Genomic DNA, 22,215 nt, shown 5'->3' on the forward strand with positions numbered 1-22,215 from the left:
TCAAATTGATTTTCGATTTAAGGCCAATTATACCGGCTGCACCCTTAAGGGGCACCGCCATTTTTACCCCGATCATGGCAAACCATAAATGAACAAAAGCACACCAAGTCTAAATACCCGCTCGCCATTCACCGCTCACAAATAGCGCTAGCCATTTTTAAAATACTTTATTTTCTTTTATACTGACATGCTAAATTTTAAGGAGGGGGGAACCCGTGGAAAAACCATTTATTTTACATATGCTCACAACCGCTAAAAACCTAAGTCCGTTCGACGTCAATATGGCGCTCGACGCGGGCTGGGTTTCGGCAATACCTTACATCAATGTAGAACCCAGCGAAGTACGCGGCCTAGTGCAAGATGCTATTTTTTCACGCAGCCCTAAAAGCTTGAAAAAAACCGGCATTTTTATCGGCGGCAGGGATACCAAACAAGCGCTCGATATGCTTAAAACCGCCAAAAACTCGATGGTCCCGCCTTTTGAAGTCTCCGTTTTCGCCGACCCGAGCGGTGCATTTACGACGGCAGCCGGCATGGTCGCAGCGGTTGAAAACGAGTTGCAAAAAAATTTCAACACCACTCTTGAAGGCAAAAACGTGCTCGCCTTGGGAGGTACCGGGCCGGTAGGTCAAGCAGCAGCGGTTATAGCCGCTCAGGCCGGTGCAAACGTAAGAATCGTCGGACGCCAACTCGAAAAAGCCCAGCGTATTGCCGATCTTTGCAGCAACGAATTCGGTGAAGGCGCTATCCAAATCATGGCCGGCGCGGATGCGGACAAAGCCGAATTTATGAAAACCGCCGATATAGTCTTCGCTACCGGAGCCGCCGGAATCGAACTCTTAAGCGCCGAGCTAATCGCTTCGGCACCGCAATTAAAAGTCGCGGCCGATGTCAACGCCGTTCCGCCATCAGGAATCGCCGGACTCGACGCCTTCCATAACGGCACGCCTCTGCCCGGATCGAAAAGCGGCGCAGTCGGCATTGGCGCATTGGCTATCGGCAATGTCAAATACCAAGCGCAAAACAAACTGCTGAAGATCATGCTTGATGCCGAAAAACCTGTCTACTTGCATTTTACCCATGCATTCGAAGTTGCTCGGGACTTCATCAAAACCAAAGCCTAACGATTTTAAATAAAGAGGAAATCCTATGGAGAAGCGCAGCATCCTGCATATGCTGGACCCGATGCCCAATAATAGCCCTTTCGATGTCAATATGGCTTTGGACGCGGGATTCGATGTTTTAATACCTTACAGCAATGTCAAACTGGACGGCGTTCACGGATTGACGCAAGATGCCATTTTTTCCAGGGGGCCAAACGGTGTGAAGCGCACCGGTCTATTTATCGGAGGACGGGATATCGGTCTGGCAATAGACATGCTGAGCGCCGCAGAACAAGCGATGGTTCCGCCTTTTGAAATTTCAGTATTCGCCGATCCCAGCGGTGCATTCACAACCGCTGCGGCACTAGTGGGTTGCGTTGAAAAAGAACTGAAGACCAAGCATAACCTTGACTTGAAAGACGCCAAAGCATTGGTGTTCGGCGGTACCGGACCGGTCGGCATTGCCACCGGGGTCATAGCTTCGCTAGAAGGCGCGGATACAGTATTGGTCGATCATCTTTCAGCCGAAACCGCCAATGATTTAGCTAAAGAATATAACAGACGCTTCAAATCCAACCTAAAAGGCGCCTGCGCTTCTTCGTATGAACAGAAAGTGGAACTAATCGCCGATGCCGACATCATTTTCTGTACCGCGAAAGCCGGCATACAAGTCATCAGCAGGAAAATACTGAGCCACGCCAAAGCACTCAAGGTAGCCGGCGATGTCAATGCAGTCCCACCGACCGGTATCGAAGGCATAAAACTAAATGATTTTGGCAAACCCATGGAGTACGCACCTAACGCAAGCGGCGTCGGCGCACTAGCAGTCGGTAATGTTAAATATCAGTTACAACACCTGTTGTTAGCATCAATGCTGACTACCGATAAACCTTTATTTTTAGACTTTAGAAATGCCTTTGCCAAAGCCAGGGAAATTTTATAAATAACCTTCCTCTTACCCCATGATTCCGTATCGCTTAAATCGATGCGGAATCGATATAATCGAATTTGATGGCAAGCCGCGTTAATTCGACATCGTTCTTCACTTTTAATTTATCGTAAAGCCGATATCGATAAGTGTTAATCGTTTTATCGCTAAGCGTCAGCATACCCGACATTTCTTTTATCGTTTTGCCTTGTAGGATTAACGAAACCACTTCCGACTCCCTTTGGGAAAGCTTTGAGAAAGGAGAATCATTACCGGGCAACTTCATGAATGCTAAATTGTTGGCTACCTCCGCGCACAAATAGCGCTGCCCGGCCATAATTTTTCGAATCGCGGCGACCATTTCATCGACCGGCGAACTTTTGGAAATAAAGCCTAACACCCCCATTTTCAAAAGCTGCAGAGGTATCGGCCCGTCGTTACAAACAGACAGCACAATAATCTTCATATCCGGATTATCTTGCAGAATTCGCCGACAAGCTTCAACGCCGCCAATGCCCGGCATGCTGATATCCATGACCACCACATCGGGGTGCAACTCTGTCACCGCCTCGACGCTCTCCTCACCGGTTTTTGCCACCGCCACAACCTGAATATCACCGGCTTTATTTAAAAGCGCTTCAACACCGGAACGAACAATTTCATGATCATCAACAAGCAAAACTTTTATCATATTAATAATTCGTTAAAAGGTAATTATTCAGCCCCTGCATTAAAAAAAACTAGAACTTTGCTCCCCTCTTTGAAAAAGGGAAATTCAGGGGGGCTGAATACTTACGTTAAAAGCAATATAAAATCAATAGGATCGAACCCCTGATTTTACCTTGGCTCGTTCGATAGACATGTAAAAAATAATTACCCGATTTATTTTTTACTCTAGTGTGCCAAAATCGATATTATATTTCAATTCACATGACAATTGTCTTTACTGATTGCTTAGATAATTCACCTCCCTATCTAAAGGAATATTTCCTAACCAAGCGCTGCCAAAATTTCATAACCTAATGAGCGGTACTCAAGCATTCCCACGCCGAGCGCTCATCGTTATACATAAATTGTAGGGTACGCTGCGCGTACCAAAGCCGTGCCCTGGCGGTTCGGTTGGCACATGAATATCGCGGGGTTACCATGGTACGCACAGCGTACCCTACGCGGTTCGTCTAGCGTTAGGTGATCCGCTAATGTTAAGTGACAATAAATGGTATCGAGGTCTCATTGGTTAAGATGGCAAAAGGGTAATTTTTGACTTATGTATAACGATGAGCGCAGAGCGTGGGAACGATTATTGCCAGGGGACTGAATAGTTACAATGAGCGAATGTTTGTCATTATTCAGCATAAGCACTTGTTCGCAAATAACTTCCCTAACTTATGGAGGGCGTTGATTTATAATCAATACTGAAGCCAAACCGACCAGAGACGTTAAATAGCTTCGAATGTTTAATTCAACATTCCGCAAAGTCCCTTTTTTCCTTAAACCATTTGCATAGCATTGCCTAAAATAAGCCGATGAAAAAAAGCAACTTGCTAAACCACACTTTTCAGAATACTAAAAAGAAATTAAATTACTCGACTGCTCTAGGCTTTTTATGCGGCATAGTGTTGTGCTTATTTATCGGTCTTTATGCTGCCAATGATTCCAAATCATTCATGAATTGGACTGGACTCTTTATTGTCGTTGTCGGCACGATTGCTTCGGTACTGTTGAGCTACCCCTTAAGAGATATCATTAATGGATTAAAATCGGTCAAACTGATTTTTCTTTACGAAAGCCTAAACCCTCAACATGAAGCCGATGAGATCATTAATGTTTCGAAAATGTGGTTCACTCGAAACTTCACGGCCATTGAAAACATTATCGATACGATCAATAACCCTTATCTGAAAACCGGCTTTCAATTGGTTGTCGATCAAACGCCTGTCGATGATATTTTGTCGTTATTGAAATGGCGAATCGCTCGACTGAAAGCCAAGGAAAAAGCGGAAGCCAATATTTTTCACAGCATGGCAACCTTTGCACCGGCCTTCGGCATGCTGGGCACGTTGATCGGCTTGATTAATATGCTGCAAATCATCGACATGAGGGATATTGGCGCTATTACCTTCAACATGGGGGTTTCTCTAATCACGACATTTTACGGTTTGATACTAGCCAATCTGGTTTTTACCCCGATCGCAATCAAACTAGAAAGACGCACCGAACATCGCGTCATGATTATGAGCATGGTCATGGAGGGCATCACTTTAATCGCCGACAATCGCAGCCCTTCTTTTGTAAGGGAAACGCTCAAATCATTTATTGCTCATTATGATAATGAACTGAAAATCGATGAATAAAGACCCTTTTTTCAAACTGCAGTCTTCGCAAACATTTGAGGAATTGATGGAAGACAGCCATAAGCCGGGAAATCAAAACTGGCTCATCAGCTATCTCGACGTATTCGTATTGATTCTAATGTTCATCATTACGCTCATAGCGCTTAGCGATTTTTCTGTCGAAACAGAACCCAAGGCATTGATTGCCACTCCGCAACCGGTTAAAAAAACAAAACCGGCCTTACCCAAAGCCGAACGGATTATCAAAAAACCGCCTCCGGCTATCGAAACGAAGCCCGAGCCGACTGCCGCACCATTTATAGGGCCTCCCATACCCCCAATTGAAAAACCTGAGGAACCGATTGTTAGCGACAAAATAACGCCCGATATTGAACTGGAAGAAACTTTTTTAATACCCGGTCCGGAAACAACGCCACAGGAAACACTAGAATCAAAATTATCGGAAAAACTCGAACAAATGGGATTGGATAAGTCGGTAGCGATCAAGGTAACGGAGGATTATGCACAACTGGAAATCCAAGACAACATTTTATTCGAGTCGTCGCAAGCCAACTTGACCGACCCGGGCAAACATTTACTAGACGATCTAGTACCTCTGTTACAACAGGCTGTCGGATTGATTTTCATTGAAGGTCATACCGATAATCGTCCGATCAAAACCGTTCAATTTCCGTCAAACTGGGAATTAGGTGCCGCTAGAGCCACAAGTGTTTTGCACTACTTGACAACACAAGGCCTTGAGAGCACTCGAATGCGCGCAGTGACTTACGCAGACACGCAACCGATTGCCGACAACGATACACCTGAAGGCAGGGAAAAGAATCGACGCGTGAATATTTTGATTAAGATTAAGGAACAAACCTCTCCATGATTTTATCAAAGCATTGCTATTACGAGCTCTGAAACATCAACCTTGAAAAGGCATTTCACCATAACAACCATGAAGAATAAAAAGTTAATCCAATGGCTTGTTCTGCGTATGCAAATCATTTTTTTCCCCTAAAAAGTTATTCAAAACTTTAGGACAAGCGATTGAAAGACCTCAAGTGCCTCATGATTAAACTGCCGAATTTAAGAATTATGGGGCTCATTCTGCTGACCGCCATGCACCTACAGGCATCGGCGCAAGAGCAATTTTTTAGCGGCCTTTTCCAAAACCGCTTCTTCACGCTTTCCCAAGACTCCGAATTATTATGCACCACAAGCGAATCCGGCTATTTACCTATCGAGCGACTTAATGAAATCATTCATCATTACGAAAACAATAATCCAGGACTCCGGCAAGCCGCAGTCGCTTTCCTAACCCGCCACACCCACCCCGATCACCTCGACGACCTAAAGCAAATCAAGAAACATTGCCGCAATCAAAACCAGGACGAGTTATGTATTCTCGAAGGTTATTGGGATGATAAAGAAAATGCGCTTCGCGTTTTAGCGCTGTTTTACGACACCAAAACCGCGATCAAGCATAGCAACCATTACCGCCTGCCGCGTTTTGAAGCCGATCATTTATATGCATTTGAAAAAGGCCTAAGAAAGATTCCGCCGTTCATGCGCGACTTTATCGTCAAAGCTAAGCCGATCAGGGATCTCGATAACGTATTCATTAACGCTAAAATCCCGGAAAAAACGCAGCGATTGATCCTTGATGCATTTCCGGACGACACCGAAAGCCAAGTTTGGGCCGACGACACACACCCCCTAACTATCATTCCAGGCGTCGGTTTTATTAACCAAGTCGTCGCTCAGGTGTACAGCGGCACTAATCGCATTGTTTTCACGATCAAGAATTTCGATAAAGCCAAAGAGGGTCAGTTTTATAAGGATATCGGGCTGAAATATCTAGTAGATTTCAGAATTCCGCTGATCGTGCATGAACTGGCTCATGTGATCGACAACTTTCATTTTTGGGACGGACATGAATCGCTATATTTTTTCTTTTGGTATCGCAAACTCTCGACCGATATCGTCTATATGCATATGATCAAGGATGCTGATTTGGCGTTATGGCCATCGCGCTGGTTCGACGCCTTTGAATTTCTATGGGAAGTCAATGACGGCCGTTATAACGGCAAAATCAATGAAAAACTTGCAGAACTACTTAGTCAGTATATTTTGATTCCGCAGCGATTGAAAAGCGAATCACCGGAAGCCTATGCTTGGTTACAAAAAGAGATATTTAAAGGCATCGAATACAGCGGTTATGAAAACTGTCAAAATTCGATCGTACGCGAATTAAATTGGTGGGAAGCGGCAGTAGCAAGACCCTTAGGACGACGGTGGCGATAAGCGCCCGTGGCAAAACGGTTTGCAACCTGGCACTACTCTTTTTTGATCGAAAAACAGTCTAAGAATAAAAACGTTAGGGACTGGTTAAACAACCTTTCCCGCAGAAAAACCCGCAATTCCGCCAGGAATTGACGGAATCCAGTGCCATGGATGCATCGCCGAAATTTGAAATACGAAAGGTATAAGTCAAAAATTACCCTTTTGCAAACTTAGTCAATGAGACCTCGATACCATTTATTGTCACTTAACACTCTCGACTTTCCATCACCTAGCGTTAGGTGAGGGACGATCAGGGGATCGCTCCCACATAGCGTCTGCCGCTCTCTGTGGGAGCGACGCCTTCGTCGCGACTATCGGAGCCATTAATGCTGATAACCATGGTTTTTTATCGAAGCCCGTATGTGCACTGTTCTGTAGCTTATTAAACAACAGAGCTCACCGAAATTACGATAAGCGTTTACCAATACGCATGACGTTACTTGTGTATAACGGCGAGCTCTGGAGGATGAGAACGATAGAGGCATGAATAATTACGACTTAAAGATCGGGCTCCAATGGCTTAGCGTACTGCGGCATTAAGGGCGGCAACTTCGCAAAGGCATCACGCAACGTGCTTTCCCAGCTTTTTCTTAGATTAACCATATAAGGGTTTTCAGCCTCGAAACAATAATACTCATCCAGACGGAAACTATCCTTACGATAAATCAACATTTCGACCGGGGGTCCGACACTAGCATTACTGCGTATCGTCGAATCCATCGAAACCAAGCAGCAGCGCGCGGCTTCGTCCAATGGTGTCTCGAGCTTCAAAAAACGATCCAACACCGGCTTACCGTATTTAATTTCGCCGATTTGCAGGAATGGAGTATGCGGAGAAGTCGTGATACTGTTGCCCTCGGCATAGACCATATAAGCCCCTGGCGGCTCATGACCGATTTGACCGGCAATGATAAACGTTGCGGACGGATTGAACGCCGATTGCCCTTCGGTATCGAGATGCTGTTTTTGTTTATCGAGACTGACTTGACCGAGGTAATTGGCCGCATCCGACAAATAGTCCACCGAATTGATATTAAGCTTCGCATCCTTGAGCTTATCGCGCTTCAACTGTTCTAAAACAGCTTGCGTCGTGGCTAAATTGCCCGCGCTCAACAAAACGATTTTGCGATCGGCATTCGTATCGAACGCATGCATTTTCCCATAAGTGCTGACATTATCGATCCCGGCATTGGTCCTTGAATCGGACACCAAAACGAGACCTTCATTGAGTGAAGCGGCGATACAGTAAGTCATAATCAAGATCTGAAAAAATAATCCGGTCAGTCTATCCTATAAATAAGGACGGGGTCCAGAAACGGATACCGGAAGCCTGCATTCAAGAATCGTCGGTCTGCTCGGCCAGCTTTGCCAACGCCGCTATCCGCCCGGATAAAGCTTCCGGAGTATCCGATCTGATTGTGGCATGAGCGACTTTACGGCCTTTTCTTGGCGTCTTGTTATACAAATGCATGTGAACTTCAGACAAGGCCAACACCTCTTTCAGATTCGGCACGCCGCCGATAAAATTTTGCATTGCGGCAAAACCGCGTGTCTTGGTGCTTCCCAAGGGCTGATCGAGTATCGCTCTCAAATGATTTTCAAATTGGCTGGTTTCGGAGCCTTCGATCGTCCAATGACCCGAATTATGTACGCGCGGTGCAAATTCGTTAGCGACTAGATGCCCGTCGAGATCGAACAATTCTAGCGCCAGTACGCCAACATAATTCAAGGCTTCCAACAATCTTGCTATCATCGACTCCGCTTGGGATTGCAACGGATCGTTATCGCAACTCTTGGCCAAACGAAGAATACCGCCTCGATGCTGATTTTCCGATAATGGATAATAAACGATAGCTCCTGAAACATTGCGCGCGGCGATGATAGAAACCTCTCGGCGAAACGGCACGAAACCTTCGACAATGACCGGCGAACCTTCCAGTTCCCGCCAAGCTTCCTGTAAATCGGCCGAGGAACGGGAAATGGCTTGACCTTTCCCGTCATAGCCAAATCTTCGAGTCTTCAAAATCGCCGGCCAACCAATTTCCGGCATAACTTCTTGCAAGCGCTCAAAACTATCGACAGCATAATAAGGTGCGGCCGCAATACCCAGCTCTCGAAAAAAATTCTTTTCGGTCAAGCGGTCCTGGCCTACCGCCAAGGCCTTAGCCGATGGGTAAACAGGCGTTTTTTCAGCAATAAAATCGATAATATCGACCGGAACGTTTTCGAATTCGTAAGTCACTACATCGCAACGTTCGGCCATTTGCGTCAATAGAGTGCGATCCGTATAGTCACCTTGCAAATGCTCGCCTAATTCGCCTGCACAAGCCTCGTCCGCCGGATCCAAAAACATGAATTGCAAGCCTAAGGGTTTTCCCGCCAAAGCCAGCATTCTTGCCAACTGTCCACCACCCAAGATACCAATCATCATTATTCGACACTCCTTGGATTGGCATTTGCCAGCACTGCATCAGTCTGTTTCTGCCTAAAATGGTGCACAGCTTCCCGGTATTCGGGATATTTATTACCGACTATTGCCGCCGCCAGCAACGCCGCATTGATCGCTCCCGCCTTACCGATCGCCAATGTTCCGACCGGAATACCGGCCGGCATTTGCACAATCGACAATAAAGAATCCATGCCGTTGAGCGCTTTGGATTGAATCGGCACGCCCAATACTGGAACCGCCGTCTTTGCCGCGACCATGCCCGGCAAATGAGCTGCCCCGCCGGCGCCGGCAATGATCACTTCTAAACCTCTGCTTTCCGCAGCATCGGCATAAGCAAATAATTTATCCGGCGTTCGATGCGCGGAGACGACTTCAACTTCATGAGCAATACCGAATTGCTCCAGCTTCTCGGCCGCAAATTGCATCGTCTCCCAATCGGAAGTCGACCCCATAATGATTCCAACTAAAACAGTCATTTATGATTTCCTCTAAGCACCATTTCCGATACCGGATCAACAAAGGCCGGCAATTGTACCCGACATCGATAAAGTTTAAAATCTGTCATTGATGCTAACCCAATTCCTGGTTCCCTACCTACACCATCCGATACGCACGACTGGACGATTTTTGGCTATTTTGGTGCAAGCACCGGTTTAGATGTATAATTGCAGCCTAAATTCGCCCTCCCAATGATTTGGACACAAGCGAGCGCAAAACAAGAACACATGAAAAACAAAGGCTTACAAAATAATTCTACCGGCCCAATATTTGCTTAAAGTGATAGAACAATAACTCAATCGCCTTCTGCTAAATAACACTTTTACCTTATCGCCTATGCAATCGCAAAAAACTTTAAAACAACGCGACTTAGTCTTATCCGGCAAAGTTACCGATACCTCCCAGGCCGAACCGACGCCATTCCCAAGACACGATAACTTAACGGCAGTCACCTTTCGAGCGAAGTGATAAAGACACTTTATCATCGTTGAGATAATTGGCGATTCATACGCGACCTCCAACAGCAGGAAGATAAAATGCATCCTATTCTTAATTCAGTTACCGAAGAGATTATCGAACGCAGCCGTGAAAGCCGCGCCTTATATTTAGCTAGAATTGATTCGGCGGTCAAAAAAGGCCCTCATCGCTCGGTGCTTGGCTGCGGCAATCTCGCGCATGGCTTCGCCGCTTGTGCCGCTACGGAAAAAGCAGACCTAGCCGGCGACCAAAAAGCCAATATCGCAATCGTATCCGCATATAACGACATGCTATCGGCCCACGAGCCTTATAAAGATTTTCCTACTCTAATCAAAGATGCAGCGAAAGAAGCCGGCGGCGTCGCGCAATTTGCCGGAGGCGTTCCTGCAATGTGCGACGGCGTCACGCAAGGCCAACCCGGCATGGAGCTTTCATTGTTCAGCCGTGACGTCATAGCGATGTCGACCGCAATTAGCTTAAGCCACAACATGTTCGACGCCGCCCTATATTTGGGCGTTTGCGATAAAATCGTACCCGGCTTATTAATAGGCGCATTGAGCTTCGGTCATCTGCCTGCCGTATTCGTGCCGGCCGGCCCGATGACCAGCGGCATTACCAACAAAGAAAAAGCACGCACCCGCCAAAAATACGCCGAAGGCAAAATCGGGCGCAAGGAACTGCTTGAATCCGAATCGAAAGCCTACCACGGCCCCGGCACTTGCACTTTTTACGGTACCGCGAACAGCAACCAAATGATGGTTGAAATCATGGGCCTGCATCTTCCCGGAAGTTCATTCATTAATCCTTACACGCCGCTACGTGACGAACTGACTAAAGCGGCTACTAAGCAGGCACTGAAATTCACGGCACTGGGCAACGATTTCCGCCCCATCGGCCATGTCATCGACGAAAAAGCCATCGTCAATGCCATCGTCGGCCTGCTCGCCACCGGCGGTTCTACTAACCACACGATGCATTTAGTAGCCATCGCACGCTCGGCGGGCATCGTGATCAATTGGGACGATTTCGATAATCTATCGAAAGTAGTGCCGTTAATCGCCAAAATCTATCCGAACGGCCCTGCCGATGTGAATCATTTCCAAGCAGCCGGCGGTATGGGTGTGTTGATCGGCGAGCTATTACGCAACGGCTTGTTGCACGAAGACATCATCACTGTCGCCGACGAACGGGGTATGCAACATTATACTCAGGAGCCCAAACTCATCGACGGCCAATTAACTTGGGAGCCTTCCCCGGCTGCCTCCCTTGATCCCGAAGTATTGTCTACCGTGGAAAAACCTTTTGCCAAGAGCGGTGGCTTACATGTCATGCACGGTAATCTAGGACGCGGCATTTCAAAAGTTTCCGCAGTGAAAGAAGAACATCAAATCGTCGAAGCACCGGCCATTGTCTTCGATGATCAAGATGACCTAATGGATGCCTTCAAGCGCGGCGAACTGGAAAAGGATTTTATTGCGGTCATACGATTCCAAGGACCGAAATCCAACGGCATGCCGGAACTGCATAAACTGACTCCGCCACTGGGTTTATTACAAGACAAAGGGTTCAAAGTAGCTCTGGTGACAGACGGACGCATGTCCGGTGCCTCAGGCAAAGTTCCCTCGGCGATTCATATGTGTCCGGAATGCGAGGACGGCGGCCCGCTAGCAAAAGTTCGTAATGGTGATATGATTCGTTTAAATGCACAAACCGGCGAAATCAATGTATTGGTCGACAATGCCGAGTTCAATGCGCGCCGCCCGGCGGCAAACCACGCCAAAGACCACCATCACGGCATGGGCCGTGAATTGTTTGCAGGCTTCCGCTTGAATGCCTCTTCGGCAGAAACCGGGGCAACCAACGTGTTTCTCAACGACTAACCGCTTTGTCAATCGATTGACAACACACAATAAATTTATCGGAAACTCAATTTAAATGACACAGAACAATTGGAAACTTCAACCCTCCGCAGTGCTGAATGCGGGTCCCGTCATGCCCGTCATGGTCATCAAAAATCTCGAGGACGCCGTGCCTCTGGCGAAAGCATTGACCGAGGGCGGCATCAATGTTCTTGAAATCACGTTACGCACACCGATTGCGCTCGATGCCATCAGGCTCATCAGCGAACAAGTCAAGGATGCCATCGTTGGCGTAGGCACAGTGACAAATCCGGAACAATTGCGGGCAGCCGAAGATGCCGGCGCGGTATTTGCGATCAGCCCAGGGCTCACACCGACATTGCTGAAAGCCACCACACAAAGCGGAATCGCATTGATTCCCGGCATATCGACCATTTCCGAACTAATGCTAGGCATGGAATACGGCCTGGATCACTTTAAATTCTTCCCTGCCGCCGCCGCAGGAGGCGTCAGCATGTTGAAAGGCATTGCCGGCCCCATTCCTTCAGTAACATTCTGCCCAACCGGAGGAATATCGGCGAGTAACTATAATGAGTTTCTAAGCTTACCGAATGTTGCCTGTGTTGGCGGATCCTGGTTAGCACCGGATGATGCCGTCGCAGCCAAAGACTGGCCCAGAATTACCGAATTAGCTAAAACCGCAATCGAGAATGCCGTAAAAAAATAATGCACTGCAAGGCCTATTTATTTTTTGAACATGCAGCTTGGCGGAATACGATAACTGATTGCACGTAATTATTCACACCCCCTATCGTTCCCACGCTCCGGCGTGGGAATGAAGACCGAGACGCTCTAGCGTCTCGTACCGCTGGAGCGGTACTCAGGCGTTCCCACGCAGAGCGTCACTGCCATTAAGTTAAGCCGTTCGTGGTGAGCCTGTCGAACCATGGACGGCTTAACTTATCGACCCAGGATTTTTCCATTCACCCTTCGACAGGCTCAGGGCGAACGGAAAAATCCTTAACTTAATGGCAGTGACGCAGAGCGTTGGAACGCTAATTGCCGGGGGACTGAATAGCTACGATTGCACAACCACGAAATAGTTTATGGAAACTTTCTTTATAATCGGTATTTTGATTTCCGACATTAATAAAGAAATACGTAGGGTCTTACGTTTGTGCCATTGCATTATAATTGTTGACAACTGCACTCCCGCGCGTTAATGGCTATAAATTTAACAGGCCGTGATATCACGAATACTTAACAGAAAGGTAATACCATGACAAACCACAACCAAGTAACGATACGAAATGAGGACGATCGGATTTCATGCGAACTACCTGTTCTACAAGGTACTATCGGTCCCGACGTGATCGATATCCGAACGCTCTACCGAGATACCGGCGTATTCACATACGACCCGGGCTTCACATCCACCGCTAGTTGCAGCTCTAAAATCACATTCATCGACGGCGACAAGGGAATTCTTCTTTATCGAGGCTACCCTATCGAACAACTCGCCGAAAAATGCGATTTCATGGAGGTTTGCTACTTATTATTGCATGATGAATTGCCGAATGGACGGCAAATGCAAGAGTTTGTCAATGACATCACTTATCACACAATGGTACATGATCAACTGACCGACTTTTATAAGGGATTCCGCCGCGACGCCCATCCGATGGCGACCATTGTGGCCGTTGTCGGCGCGCTATCCGCGTTTTATCACCATGAACTGGACATTCGATGTCCGATAGACCGAAACTTGTCCGCCATCCGCCTCATCGCCAAAATGCCGACGATCGTTGCGATGAGCCACAAATATAGTAGCGGCATGCCGTTCATGTACCCGCAAAACAAACTGGGTTATGTCGAAAACTTCATGTATATGATGCATGCGACACCTTGCGAAGACTATGTACAAAACCCCGTTTTAGTCAGAGCAATGGACAGAATTTTGATTCTGCACGCCGATCATGAACAAAATGCATCAACCTCCACGGTCAGACTAGCCGGCTCTTCCGGCGCCAATCCTTATGCGTGCATCACCTCCGGCATTGCTTGTCTGTGGGGAGCCGCTCACGGAGGCGCTAACGAGGCGGTACTCAGAATGCTGCTCGAAATCGGCGATGTTTCGAGAATCGGCGAATTCATCGACAAAGCCAAAGATAAAAACGATCCGTTTAGATTAATGGGCTTCGGGCATCGGGTTTATAAAAACTACGACCCGCGCGCCAAGCTCATGCGCGAAACCTGCCATGAAGTGCTTAACGAACTCGGACTCCATGACGATCCATTATTCAAGTTGGCATTGGAACTGGAACGTATCGCTTTGGAAGACGAATACTTCATCGAGAAAAAACTCTATCCGAATGTCGATTTTTATTCCGGCATCGTAATGAGAGCACTGGGCATCCCGACAGTAATGTTCACGGCCATTTTCGCGATGGCGCGCTCAATCGGCTGGATTGCTCACTGGGATGAAATGATTTCCGACGACGAACAAAAAATCGGGCGTCCGCGCCAACTATACAAAGGTCACACACAGCGCGATGTTGTTTCAATCAGCGCGCGTTAATGTAGGATGGGTAGAGAGGAACGAAACCCATCATGGAAGTAGCTATTCAGACTCCTGCATTTAAAGCAAGTTATGCTGTTACCCAAGCTCCAGCTCTCATCGTGATACATAAATTGTAGGGTACGCTGCGCGTACCAAAGCCGTGCCCTGGCGGCTCGGTTGGCACATGAACATCGCGGGGTTACCATGGTACGCACAGCGTACCCTACGAGGGTCACCTAGCGTTAGATGAGGGAGATCCGAGAGTGTTAACTGACAATAAATTGTATCGAGGCCTCATTAGCTAAGATTGCAAAACGGTAATTTCTGACTTATGTATAACGATGAGAACTGGAGCTTGGGAAAGAGCGTGATGTGGGTTGGCCGTTTTAGCTTGACGAGCATGGCTTGCGAACCCCGTCCGGCTAGAGATATGCTGATCTTTGGGCTTTAGCTGAAGAAACTTGCTAATCATTTAACGGCACGATCGCCATTGTAATAATTCGCGGATTTAGTTAATGGCTGCGTTACCACAACTCTACCTGCGCTCAAACAATGCGACGGGCTTCCGTTTCTCTGCCACATCCTCCGCCGCTAAGACTCAAAAAACCGGAGCGCTGGTGTCATAACACCCGAAGCTGAGATTGGCTGGCGGGATTTTGTTTTAACCCTGAGAAACAGACCGATAATGCGGTGAAAAATACCGACACGTCCGTTCTTTTTAACTTATGCGACAACTACGTTGACATTTACCGCCCAAGAAGGTGCGCATCGCGCACCTTTTTATGCTTCGAACTCAACGAAACCATCTAAAATCTGTATATACCCCAGGATAAGCCAAAGTTTAGATGCACAACGGTGCCGAAATTTTGTTAGCAATCGGTATAATGAATACCAAAAACATCACCGGTCGATCCCTAACAACTTAGACAAACATGCGAATAACAAGACAAGCGACCCTTGACCGTTATAAAATTCGCGTTCTAATCGTTACTAACGACAAATGATCAACAAACTAACAGCGATTCTCAGGTAGAAAAACCTACCTGATTAGTGGAGTTATAAATGAAAAACAATAAAAGTCCTGCGGTTGTCGAACAGGAAGATGTCGATCCTACCGAAACCCAGGAATGGATCGATGCACTGAAAGCAGTGATGGAAATCGAGGGCGAAACCCGTGCTCAGTTTCTCATTGAAAAACTGGTCGCCGTAGCCAGACAATCGGGTTCCGACATACCGTTTAGCGCGACCACCGACTACATCAATACGATACCCGTCGATCAGCAAATTCAATTCCCCGGCAACACCACTATCGAGCAAAAAATACGGTCCTATGTCCGTTGGAACGCCATGATGATGGTGCTTCGCGCCAACAGAGACACCAATGTCGGCGGCCATATCGCTAGTTTCGCTTCGGCGGCCACGCTCTACGATGTCGGTCAAAATCATTTCTGGCGCGCTACGTCAGAGCAACACGACGGCGACCTATTGTTCGTGCAAGGCCATTCGGCACCTGGCGATTATGCCCGGGCCTTTTTACTCGGCCGACTGACCGAAGAACAGATGGACAATTTTCGCCAAGAAGTCGACGGTAACGGACTTTCATCTTATCCGCACCCATGGCTGATGCCTCAATTCTGGCAATTCCCGACCGTATCAATGGGCCTTGGTCCCATTATGGCCATCTATCAAGCCCGCTTCATGCGCTATTTGCAAGATCGAAGCTTAGCCGACACCTCCAATCGTAAAGTCTGGTGTTTCCTTGGCGACGGCGAGACCGACGAACCGGAATCGCTCGGCGAAATCGGCATGGCAGGCCGCGAAAAACTGGACAACCTGATTTTTGTGGTCAATTGCAACCTACAACGATTGGACGGACCGGTTCGCGGCAACGGCAAAATCATACAAGAATTGGAAGGCACCTTCCGAGGCGCCGGCTGGAATGTCATTAAACTGGTTTGGGGCCGCCATTGGGATAAACTGTTGGCCAGAGACCATCAAGGCCTACTCGTCAAACGCATGACGGAATGCGTGGACGGCGACTATCAAACGTTCAAAGCCAAAGACGGCGCTTATGTCCGAGAGCATTTCTTCAACACGCCGGAATTGAAAGCGATGGTTGCCGATTTGTCCGATTTGGACATTTGGTTACTCAATAGAGGCGGCCACGACCCTGCAAAAATTTATGCAGCCTTCCATGCCGCAGTCAACCACAAAGGGCAACCGACCGTGGTTCTGGCCAAAACGATCAAAGGCTATTCGATGGGCGAGTCGGGCGAAGGCCAGAATATCTCGCACCAACAAAAGAAAATGAGCGTCACCTCTCTGACACGATTCAGAGACCGTTACGAACTGCCGGTAACCAACGAGCAGTTACACGAAATGCCTTATCTGAAGTTCCCCGAGGACTCGAAAGAACTGGCCTACATGAAAGAGCGCCGAGCCGAATTGGGCGGTTATCTACCGAACAGAAGAGCGAAATCCTACGCTTTGAATGTTCCCGTTCTATCGGACTTCAAATCCCTATTGCAAGCAACCGGCGAAGGACGCGAAATTTCGACGACGATGGCTTTCGTCAAAATGCTGAATATTTTGGTCAAGGACAAAAACATCGGTAAACGCATCGTACCGATCGTGCCGGACGAGTCGCGTACTTTCGGCATGGAAGGCATGTTCCGCCAATTAGGCATTTGGTCGCAAGTCGGACAGCTCTATACACCGCAGGATGCGGACCAATTAATGTTTTACAAAGAAGACAAAAACGGCCAAGTCTTGCAGGAAGGCATCAACGAAGCGGGCGGCATGTGCGATTGGATAGCGGCCGGCACATCCTATTCGACCCATAACGTGCCGATGATTCCGTTTTTCATCTTCTACTCGATGTTCGGCTTCCAACGCGTCGCCGATTTGATTTGGGCGGCTGCTGACCAACGCACACGCGGATTCTTGCTTGGCGGAACGGCCGGAAGAACGACGCTCAACGGCGAGGGCTTACAGCACGAAGACGGACACAGCCATATTTTTGCCGGAACCGTCCCGAACTGCATTTCCTACGACCCGACCTTTTCGTACGAGCTCGCGGTGATCATTCAAGACGGTTTGCGTCGAATGTACGTCGATCAAGAAGACATTTTCTATTACATCACCGTAATGAACGAGAATTACGAACATCCGGCAATGCCGAAAGGTATCGAGGAGTCGATCCTTAAAGGTATGTACTCGTTCAAGAAAGGCGACGGCCGCGCTAAAACACGCGTGCAATTGCTGGGTTCCGGCACGATTTTCCGTGAAGCCATCGCCGCAGCCGAACTTTTGCAAAACGACTGGAACGTAACAGCCGATCTCTGGAGCTGCACAAGCTTTACCGAATTGGCACGCGACGGACACAGTTGCGAGCGATGGAATCGGCTGCATCCGACCGAAACTCCTAAAAAGCCTCATGTCACCGAATGCCTTGAAAATGCCAAAGGGCCTATCATCGCCGCAACCGACTACGTTCGCCTCTATGCCGAACAAATTCGTCCTTACCTATCGGCGCCTTATACCGTCTTGGGCACCGACGGTTTTGGTCGTTCGGATACTCGCGAAGCCTTGCGCCGATTCTTCGAAGTCAACCGTTATCATATCGCTATCGCGGCACTGAAAAGCCTTGCGGATATCGGCGAATTCGAACCCGCAAAAGTCGAAACGGCCATTGCCAAATACGGCATTAACCCGGAAACCGTTGCCCCGTGGCGGCTTTAATTAAAGGAATTGGCACATGAGTGAATTGATTGAGATTAAAGTACCCGACCTCGGCGGCTCCAGCGAAGTCGACGTGGTCGAAATCCTTGTTCAACCCGGCGATACGATAGAAATCGAACAGCCATTAGTCGTCTTGGAAAGCGACAAAGCTACAATGGATATGCCATCGACGATTGCCGGCACGGTTCGGGAACTCAAAATTAAAGTCGGCGACAAAGTATCCCAAGGGATTACCATCGCGACCGTTGAAGCTAGCGAGTCCACCGAACCCAAAGAAGCTCCGGTTTCAGAACCGAAACCGGCAACCGAAGCCACAGACAAGCAAGACAAGCCGATCGAGGAAAAACCGGCGGCAAGTGCCGCTTCGGCACCAGCCGCCTTCCCTGCTCCGACGCCGGCCGCCACGATCGATACCGAACTTAGCGGCCAACACCTTCCGCATGCAACGCCGGCCATTCGATTATTCGCCCGTGAATTGGGCGTCGACCTGAGTCTTATTAGACAAGGCAGCGGCCGAAAGGGACGAATTCTAAAAGAAGACGTCATAGCCTATGTCAAGCAAACACTCAGCGAAGGCGTCAAATCTTCCGGAGCAGGCATCCCGGCGATCCCTGCCGTGGATTTCTCGCAATTCGGCGAAACCGAAGTCTTACCATTGAGTAAAATCAAACGTCTGACCGGACAAAACATGACCCGGGTTTGGCTGAATCTGCCAATGGTGACCCATCATGACGAAGCCGATATCACAGAATTGGAAGCCTTTCGCAAACAGATCAATGCCGAAAACAGTCAAAACGGTAAGGTCACCGGCTTGATCTTCATCATCAAGGCATTGGCAAACGCGTTGAAGCAGTTTCCGAATTTTAATGCTTCGTTATCGCCGGACGGTGCAAGCCTGATCCTGAAAAAATACTGCCACATCGGCATCGCCGTCGACACGCCTAACGGCCTTGTCGTACCGGTACTACGCGACGTCGACCAAAAAAGCATTTATGAATTATCGGGGGAACTGGCAACATTGAGCGATAAAGCTCGTGCCGGCAAACTAATGCCGAACGAAATGCAAGGCGGTTCGATGACGATCTCCAGTCTCGGCGGCATTGGGGGCACCGCATTCACACCGATCGTTAACGCGCCGGAAGTCGCGATACTCGGTGTCACGCGCGCCAAAATGCAGCCGGTATGGGACGGCAAGGAATTCCAACCGCGTTTGATGTTACCGCTAGACATGACCTATGACCATCGAGTCATCGATGGTGCCGAAGCGGCGCGTTTTATGGTCAAACTAACAGATTTTTTGACCGATATCCGACGGTTGATACTTTAAAAAAGCGCCTAGACTCAAACGTCGAGCAACGTTCGCCGAATACATACCGATTGGCGAAATGATGCTCGGCGTCAAAACGCATACTTGATAAGGAATACTCATGACTGCAAATGCTGCTGCAAACGAATCCAATCTCCATGCCGAAGTCCTGGTCCTCGGCGGTGGCCCAGGCGGTTATACAGCCGCATTCCGTGCGGCCGACCTGGGCAAACAAGTCGTCATCGTCGAACGCTACCCGGTATTGGGCGGCGTATGCCTAAATGTCGGCTGCATTCCTTCCAAAGCGCTGCTGCACATGGCCCAAATCGTTCATGAAGCGCAGGAGTTCGCAAGCCATGGCGTCGATTTCGGCGCACCGAAATTTGACCTGGATAAAATCAGGAGCTGGAAAGAAAGCGTTACCGGAGGCCTGAACAAAGGGTTGGACGGCCTGGTAAAACAACGCAAAATCACGCGTATACAAGGAAACGGATCGTTCGTATCGGCCAATCAATTGCAAGTCGATAATGATAACGGCACCCAATTGATTAGCTTCGATCAAGCCATTATCGCGGCCGGGTCCGAGCCGACGAAAATCCCGGTTTTCCCGAATGACGACCCGCGCCTGTGGGATTCGACCGGAGCGCTCCAATTACGCGAAATTCCGAAAAAACTGCTGATAGTCGGGGGCGGCATCATCGGTCTGGAAATGGCAACGGTCTATCATGCCCTGGGCTCCAAAATCAGCGTGGTCGAATTAATGGATCAGATTATTCCCGGTTGCGACAAAGACCTGGTTCGGCCATTACACAACCGCATTAAAAAGCAATATGAGGCCATCTGGACAGAAACCCGCGTGACCGAGATCGAAGCTCTCGAAGAAGGCCTCAAGGTCTCGTTCGAAGGCGATAAAGCTCCCGAATCCGCCGTTTTCGATGCGGTATTGGTTGCCGTGGGTCGCCGTCCCAATGGCAACAAAATCGGCGCGGAGAATGCCGGCATTCAAGTCACCGAACAAGGCTTTATCGAAGTCGACAAACAACAGCGTACGAACATTCCGCACATCTTCGCGATCGGCGACATCGTCGGCAATCCGATGCTGGCGCATAAAGCCGCTTATGAAGGTAAAATTGCCGCCGAAGTCATCGCCGGTCACAAAGCCGCATTCGATGCACTGACGATTCCATCGGTTGCCTATACCGACCCTGAAATCGCCTGGATGGGACTGACCGAAAATCAAGCGAAGGAACAAGGCATCGAGATCGACAAAGGCGTATTCCCATGGGCCGCGAGCGGACGCTCGTTGAGCATGGGCCGCAGCGAAGGCATGACCAAAGTCATTTGCGACAAGGAAACCGGACGCATCCTCGGTGCCGGCATCGTCGGTCCGCATGCCGGCGATTTGATTGCCGAAGCCGTATTGGCGTTGGAAATGGGGGCCGAAGCCGAAGACGTCGCATTAACGATTCACCCGCACCCGACTTTATCGGAAACGTTTGCTTTTGCATCCGAAGTCGTCGCCGGCACGATCACAGACCTGTATCTCGGCAAAAAACGTTGATACCTAAAAAGAAGTCGTGATTGGGTCCGCCGACCGGAATCCAATCACGCATGTCCCTTGAAAATCACTCAGAGGGCTTAGGATTTGGCCGTAAATAACTTCCCTATTTTAAGGATACGCGGATTCCAAGCGCCACCTTTTTGGTGCGTGCCCTACGAATCATTAGTTAAATCATCATATCTATGAAAATAAGCTTTTTAGCTTCACACGGCGGCAGTTCCGCACGGAAAATCATCGAAACGATCGAACACGGGGGATTGCCCGGGTTTGAAATAGGCATATTAATCACGAACAACAAAGATTCGGCAATTTATGACTGGTGCTTGACTCACGGCATCGAAGTTTTCCATATCAGCAGTAAAACGCACTCCGACAACGAAGACCAAGCCATCAAAAAAGCCTTACAGTCCGCCGGCACCGAATTGATCGTATTATCCGGCTACATGAAAAAAATCGGGCCGCAAACGTTATCGGCCTATTCCGGTAAAATACTAAACATTCACCCGTCTCTCCTGCCGAAATTCGGAGGCCGTGGCATGTATGGCGATTTTGTGCACGCCGCCGTTCTCGAAGCGGGTGAAACCGTCTCAGGCGCCACAGTACATTTCGTCACCGACGCCTATGACGAAGGGCCGTTGCTTCTACAAAAAGAAGTCCCTGTGCTATCCGGCGACACGGTCGAATCGCTCGGTCAAAGAGTCCGCGCGATAGAGGCTGATTTATATATAAATGCTCTCAAAAGACTCCCGACGACTGCCGATACTTAACGCAAACGCCGCCATGGTAATTGTTCAGCCCTGTATTTAAAACAAGTCATATCGCTCCCGCAAAGCGGAGGGCTTGACGGTTGTTAGCAGCTCCAAGGGCTGCCGTTGTTAAACGTTTGTGGTTTTATTAAAACTCACCATTATCATCAGATCCATTGCCTTCGATATCGCACTTTTCCCTGTGATGTATCCGACCACTTGCACTACCAACCTCCGGCGATCCTAAACAGCGTAGCCCGGATGGAGCGTAGCGCAATCCGGGCTACATGTACGCCTGCTTTGCC

At 48.6% G+C, this 22,215-nt stretch carries 17 protein-coding genes; 13 read left to right on the forward strand and 4 right to left on the reverse strand.

The window, feature by feature from the left end:
- Positions 1-215: 215 nt before the first annotated feature.
- Together ACRJJO_RS02895 and ACRJJO_RS02900 are read left to right on the forward strand one after the other, a co-directional pair.
- On the forward strand, positions 216-1,124 hold the full coding sequence (locus ACRJJO_RS02895; RefSeq protein WP_431064438.1) for an NAD(P)-dependent methylenetetrahydromethanopterin dehydrogenase: 909 nt from the start codon (positions 216-218) through the stop codon (positions 1,122-1,124).
- A 25-nt stretch (positions 1,125-1,149) separates the two neighbouring features.
- Positions 1,150-2,046, forward strand: coding sequence for an NAD(P)-dependent methylenetetrahydromethanopterin dehydrogenase (locus ACRJJO_RS02900; RefSeq protein ID WP_431064439.1), 897 nt, complete (start codon positions 1,150-1,152; stop codon positions 2,044-2,046).
- A gap of 34 nt (positions 2,047-2,080) precedes the next feature.
- On the opposite strand, the gene ACRJJO_RS02905 is transcribed toward ACRJJO_RS02900, so the two are convergent.
- Positions 2,081-2,722 carry a response regulator gene (locus ACRJJO_RS02905; RefSeq protein WP_341328509.1) on the reverse strand — a complete coding sequence of 214 codons (642 nt, stop codon included), beginning with the start codon at positions 2,720-2,722 and terminating at the stop codon, positions 2,081-2,083.
- 835 nt (positions 2,723-3,557) lie between these two features.
- Here ACRJJO_RS02905 and ACRJJO_RS02910 point away from each other — a divergent pair.
- The 3 genes from ACRJJO_RS02910 (at position 3,558) to ACRJJO_RS02920 (ending at position 6,674) form a co-directional block, all read left to right on the forward strand.
- The gene (locus ACRJJO_RS02910) at positions 3,558-4,385 is read left to right on the forward strand and encodes a motility protein A (protein WP_431064440.1); all 828 of its coding nucleotides are present in this window, start codon (positions 3,558-3,560) and stop codon (positions 4,383-4,385) included.
- Entirely contained in the window at positions 4,378-5,256 is an 879-nt protein-coding gene (locus tag ACRJJO_RS02915; protein WP_431064441.1) for an OmpA/MotB family protein, read from the forward strand. Before ACRJJO_RS02910 ends, ACRJJO_RS02915 begins: the two co-directional genes overlap by 8 nt.
- A 182-nt stretch (positions 5,257-5,438) precedes the next feature.
- Positions 5,439-6,674, forward strand: a complete 1,236-nt coding sequence (locus ACRJJO_RS02920; protein WP_431064442.1) for a hypothetical protein — start codon at positions 5,439-5,441, stop codon at positions 6,672-6,674.
- A 537-nt stretch (positions 6,675-7,211) separates the two neighbouring features.
- Here the strand turns inward: ACRJJO_RS02920 and ACRJJO_RS02925 are convergent.
- From ACRJJO_RS02925 to purE, 3 genes are all read right to left on the reverse strand, one after another.
- Entirely contained in the window at positions 7,212-7,967 is a 756-nt protein-coding gene (locus ACRJJO_RS02925; RefSeq protein ID WP_431064443.1) for a peptidase, read from the reverse strand.
- A gap of 82 nt (positions 7,968-8,049) precedes the next feature.
- On the reverse strand, positions 8,050-9,144 hold the full coding sequence (locus ACRJJO_RS02930; RefSeq protein ID WP_431064444.1) for a 5-(carboxyamino)imidazole ribonucleotide synthase: 1,095 nt from the start codon (positions 9,142-9,144) through the stop codon (positions 8,050-8,052).
- The gene (purE, locus tag ACRJJO_RS02935; protein WP_431064445.1) at positions 9,144-9,638 is read right to left on the reverse strand and encodes a 5-(carboxyamino)imidazole ribonucleotide mutase; all 495 of its coding nucleotides are present in this window, start codon (positions 9,636-9,638) and stop codon (positions 9,144-9,146) included. Before purE ends, ACRJJO_RS02930 begins: the two co-directional genes overlap by 1 nt.
- Before the next feature lie 358 nt (positions 9,639-9,996).
- Here purE and ACRJJO_RS02940 point away from each other — a divergent pair, with 358 nt between their 5' ends.
- The 8 genes from ACRJJO_RS02940 to ACRJJO_RS02975 all read left to right on the forward strand — a co-directional run bounded on the left by ACRJJO_RS02940 (position 9,997) and on the right by ACRJJO_RS02975 (position 21,931).
- Positions 9,997-10,128, forward strand: coding sequence for a hypothetical protein (locus tag ACRJJO_RS02940; RefSeq protein WP_431064446.1), 132 nt, complete (start codon positions 9,997-9,999; stop codon positions 10,126-10,128).
- Between the two features lie 68 nt (positions 10,129-10,196).
- Positions 10,197-12,017, forward strand: a complete 1,821-nt coding sequence (edd, locus tag ACRJJO_RS02945; protein WP_431064447.1) for a phosphogluconate dehydratase — start codon at positions 10,197-10,199, stop codon at positions 12,015-12,017.
- 55 nt (positions 12,018-12,072) lie between these two features.
- Positions 12,073-12,723, forward strand: a complete 651-nt coding sequence (locus ACRJJO_RS02950; protein WP_431064448.1) for a bifunctional 4-hydroxy-2-oxoglutarate aldolase/2-dehydro-3-deoxy-phosphogluconate aldolase — start codon at positions 12,073-12,075, stop codon at positions 12,721-12,723.
- A 552-nt stretch (positions 12,724-13,275) separates the two neighbouring features.
- Positions 13,276-14,574, forward strand: coding sequence for a citrate synthase (gene gltA, locus ACRJJO_RS02955; protein WP_404360705.1), 1,299 nt, complete (start codon positions 13,276-13,278; stop codon positions 14,572-14,574).
- A gap of 1,044 nt (positions 14,575-15,618) precedes the next feature.
- On the forward strand, positions 15,619-18,297 hold the full coding sequence (gene aceE / locus ACRJJO_RS02960) for a pyruvate dehydrogenase (acetyl-transferring), homodimeric type (RefSeq protein WP_431064449.1): 2,679 nt from the start codon (positions 15,619-15,621) through the stop codon (positions 18,295-18,297).
- 16 nt (positions 18,298-18,313) lie between these two features.
- Positions 18,314-19,624, forward strand: coding sequence for a dihydrolipoyllysine-residue acetyltransferase (gene aceF / locus ACRJJO_RS02965; RefSeq protein WP_431064450.1), 1,311 nt, complete (start codon positions 18,314-18,316; stop codon positions 19,622-19,624).
- A 100-nt stretch (positions 19,625-19,724) separates the two neighbouring features.
- Entirely contained in the window at positions 19,725-21,164 is a 1,440-nt protein-coding gene (gene lpdA, locus ACRJJO_RS02970) for a dihydrolipoyl dehydrogenase (RefSeq protein WP_431064451.1), read from the forward strand.
- A gap of 182 nt (positions 21,165-21,346) precedes the next feature.
- The gene (locus tag ACRJJO_RS02975) at positions 21,347-21,931 is read left to right on the forward strand and encodes a phosphoribosylglycinamide formyltransferase (protein ID WP_431064452.1); all 585 of its coding nucleotides are present in this window, start codon (positions 21,347-21,349) and stop codon (positions 21,929-21,931) included.
- Positions 21,932-22,215: the final 284 nt, after the last annotated feature.

The organism is Methylotuvimicrobium sp., from assembly GCF_050611805.1.
Classification (GTDB): Bacteria; Pseudomonadota; Gammaproteobacteria; order Methylococcales; family Methylomonadaceae; genus Methylotuvimicrobium.